The organism is Henriciella sp. (assembly GCF_049649345.1).
GTDB lineage: Bacteria > Pseudomonadota > Alphaproteobacteria > Caulobacterales > Hyphomonadaceae > Henriciella.
In genome coordinates, this window is sequence record NZ_JBARZC010000589.1 from 1 (window position 1) to 2,192 (window position 2,192).

General features: G+C 60.8%; 3 protein-coding genes. 2 read left to right on the plus strand and 1 reads right to left on the minus strand.

Annotation, left to right across the window (positions count from 1 at the left end):
• Both WA989_RS16255 and WA989_RS16260 read left to right on the plus strand, forming a co-directional pair.
• The coding region (locus WA989_RS16255; RefSeq protein ID WP_424341525.1) for a hypothetical protein at nt 1-500 on the plus strand (500 nt) is incomplete at its 5' end.
• Between the two features lie 131 nt (nt 501-631).
• Nucleotides 632-946, plus strand: coding sequence for a hypothetical protein (locus WA989_RS16260; RefSeq protein ID WP_424341526.1), 315 nt, complete (start codon nt 632-634; stop codon nt 944-946).
• Nucleotides 947-951: 5 nt separating this feature from the next.
• Here the strand turns inward: WA989_RS16260 and WA989_RS16265 are convergent.
• Nucleotides 952-2,192, minus strand: a 1,241-nt coding sequence (locus WA989_RS16265; RefSeq protein ID WP_424341527.1) for an aminomethyltransferase family protein, incomplete at its 5' end; no start/stop codon positions are given.

Genomic DNA, 2,192 nt, shown 5'->3' on the forward strand with positions numbered 1-2,192 from the left:
TGAAACATCTTTACCTCGTTTGCGCCATAGCGCTTATTCCCGGAGCCGCTTTCGCCCAAAGCCAGGTAGAACGGCTTGAAAGCCTCTCTGAAGACATGTCGCGGGTCATGGCAGTGATGATGGCCAACGAGGTCGAAGCGCAGGGTGGCGATGGCGCGGCATTGCGCAGTGCCGCAAGTGCGATGCCGCCATGGGATGACCGTATGCGTGCCGCAGGTGCGTGTATGCTGGACGGCTACGAAAGCGCTTCAAGCCGTGCCGAAGTTGATTCGATGCTCAGCAATATGGAGAGTGCAATCAATCAGATGCCGTCGATGACGATGACTGAATTCACCGAAAGTGATATGAGCGACGGGATGATGCCACAAGGCATGACGCTCGAGCAGACGGCCGCGATCAACGAGCAATGCGGCGTAATGGAACTGCAAATGGAAGCGATGCAGCAATCGGGCTTCATGGAAGCGATGATGACTGCCGGTTCGACGGTTCCCGATAGCTGACCCTTGATAGCGGGGTGCCGTGGCCGGCCGCGACACCCGACCGATCCGCCGCTCTGGCGCTTTTCGGCGATATTTCATCGCGGCCGATCCCGGGGCTTTTTTTCACCATCCGGACGTCCTATCTAGCTGTGATGAAACGCAATCGCCCGGATTTGGCCAAAAGGCGCTTTGAGCGGCAATTCAGCTATTTCTCGGCGCGGCTTCCGGTGATGGAGCGCCTGCGCAAACCGGGATCGACGATTGCCCGGATCAGCATCGGCATCCTTTTGATCATCGGCGGATTGCTCGCCATCCTGCCGGTTCTCAACGTCTGGATGATACCGCTGGGCCTGCTCATCCTCGCGATCGACCTGCCCCTGCTACAGGGACCGGTCACCAGGCTGATCATCTTCGGTCGCCGGAAGATCGGCAATCTGCGCCGCCTCTGGTTCCGGCGTGGGGCCTGACACCGCTATCCGTCGATCCTGATCTTTTCGTTCTTCGGATCATAGGGGCTGTCCTCGACGATCTCGGCATCCCAGAGCCCATCAAGCATCTTGACCTTCAGCCTTGTGCCCACGGCCGAGACCTCGGGTTTGACATAGCCCATGCCGATGGATTTGCCGAAAGCCACCGAATATCCCCCCGATGTCAGACGCCCCACACGGGTATCACCATCATAAAGCGCTTCGCGCCCCCATGGATCGGCGTCGTCAGGTCCGTCGATCAGCAGTGTCACGCACTTGGAGCGAATACCCTTGGCCTCCATCTCGGCCTTGCCATGGAAATCCTTGGACAAGTCCACAAAACGCGGCAGGTCAGCCTCGAGCGGGGTCGCATCGCGGCCCAACTCGTTCCCGAATGCGCGATAGGACTTTTCCTGCCGCAGCCAGTTCTGCGCCCGCGCACCGACCAGTTTCAACCCATGCGGCTCGCCCGCCTTCATAAGTAGGTCCCAAAGGTAATTCTGCATCTCGATCGGATGGTGCAGCTCCCATCCCAGCTCGCCGGTGTAGGCCACGCGGATCGCGTTCACCGGACACATGCCCAGTTCGATCTGCTTGGCGGATAGCCACGGGAACCGCTTGTTCGACAGCGCCGTCGCCGGATCGGCATCCTTGATCACCGCATTCAGCACATCGCGCGATTTGGGCCCCGCGATGGCGAAGACGCCCCAGCGCGTGGTCACATTCTCGACCCCCAGCCACTGGCCAGTCTCGGCATTGTCCGCCCACCAGTCCTCTTCGGCTTTCTTGAGGTAGTCGGTGTCATAAGCCTCCCACGCGCCGGCTGAAACGAGGTAGAATTCATCCTCTTTCAGGCGCACGATCGTGTATTCGGTGCGTGTGGTCCCATGGCCGGTCAACGCATAGGTCAGGTTGATCCGACCCACCTTGGGCAGGCGGTTGCAGGTGAACCAGTCGAGAAAGGCCGCCGCTCCGGGGCCGAAAACGCGATGCTTGGCAAAGGCTGTCGCATCGACAAGACCGACGCCTTCGCGGATCGCCCGAGCCTCGTCCACAGTGTATTGCCACCAGCCGCCGCGCCGGAAGGACCGCGCGTCGTGGTCGAAACTGTCGGGCGCATCCAGCGGGCCATAATAATTGGGCCGCTCGAACCCGTTCACGCAACCGAACTGCGCGCCCAGCGCCTTTTGCCGGTCATAGGCAGGGCCGGTGCGCAGCGGGCGGCAGGCCTCACGCTCTTCATCGG

Bases quoted from the DNA above. Each gene is read 5' to 3' on its own strand.
- WA989_RS16260 (WP_424341526.1), top strand. From the start codon at position 632: ATGAAACGCAATCGCCCGGATTTGGCCAAAAGGCGCTTTGAGCGGCAA.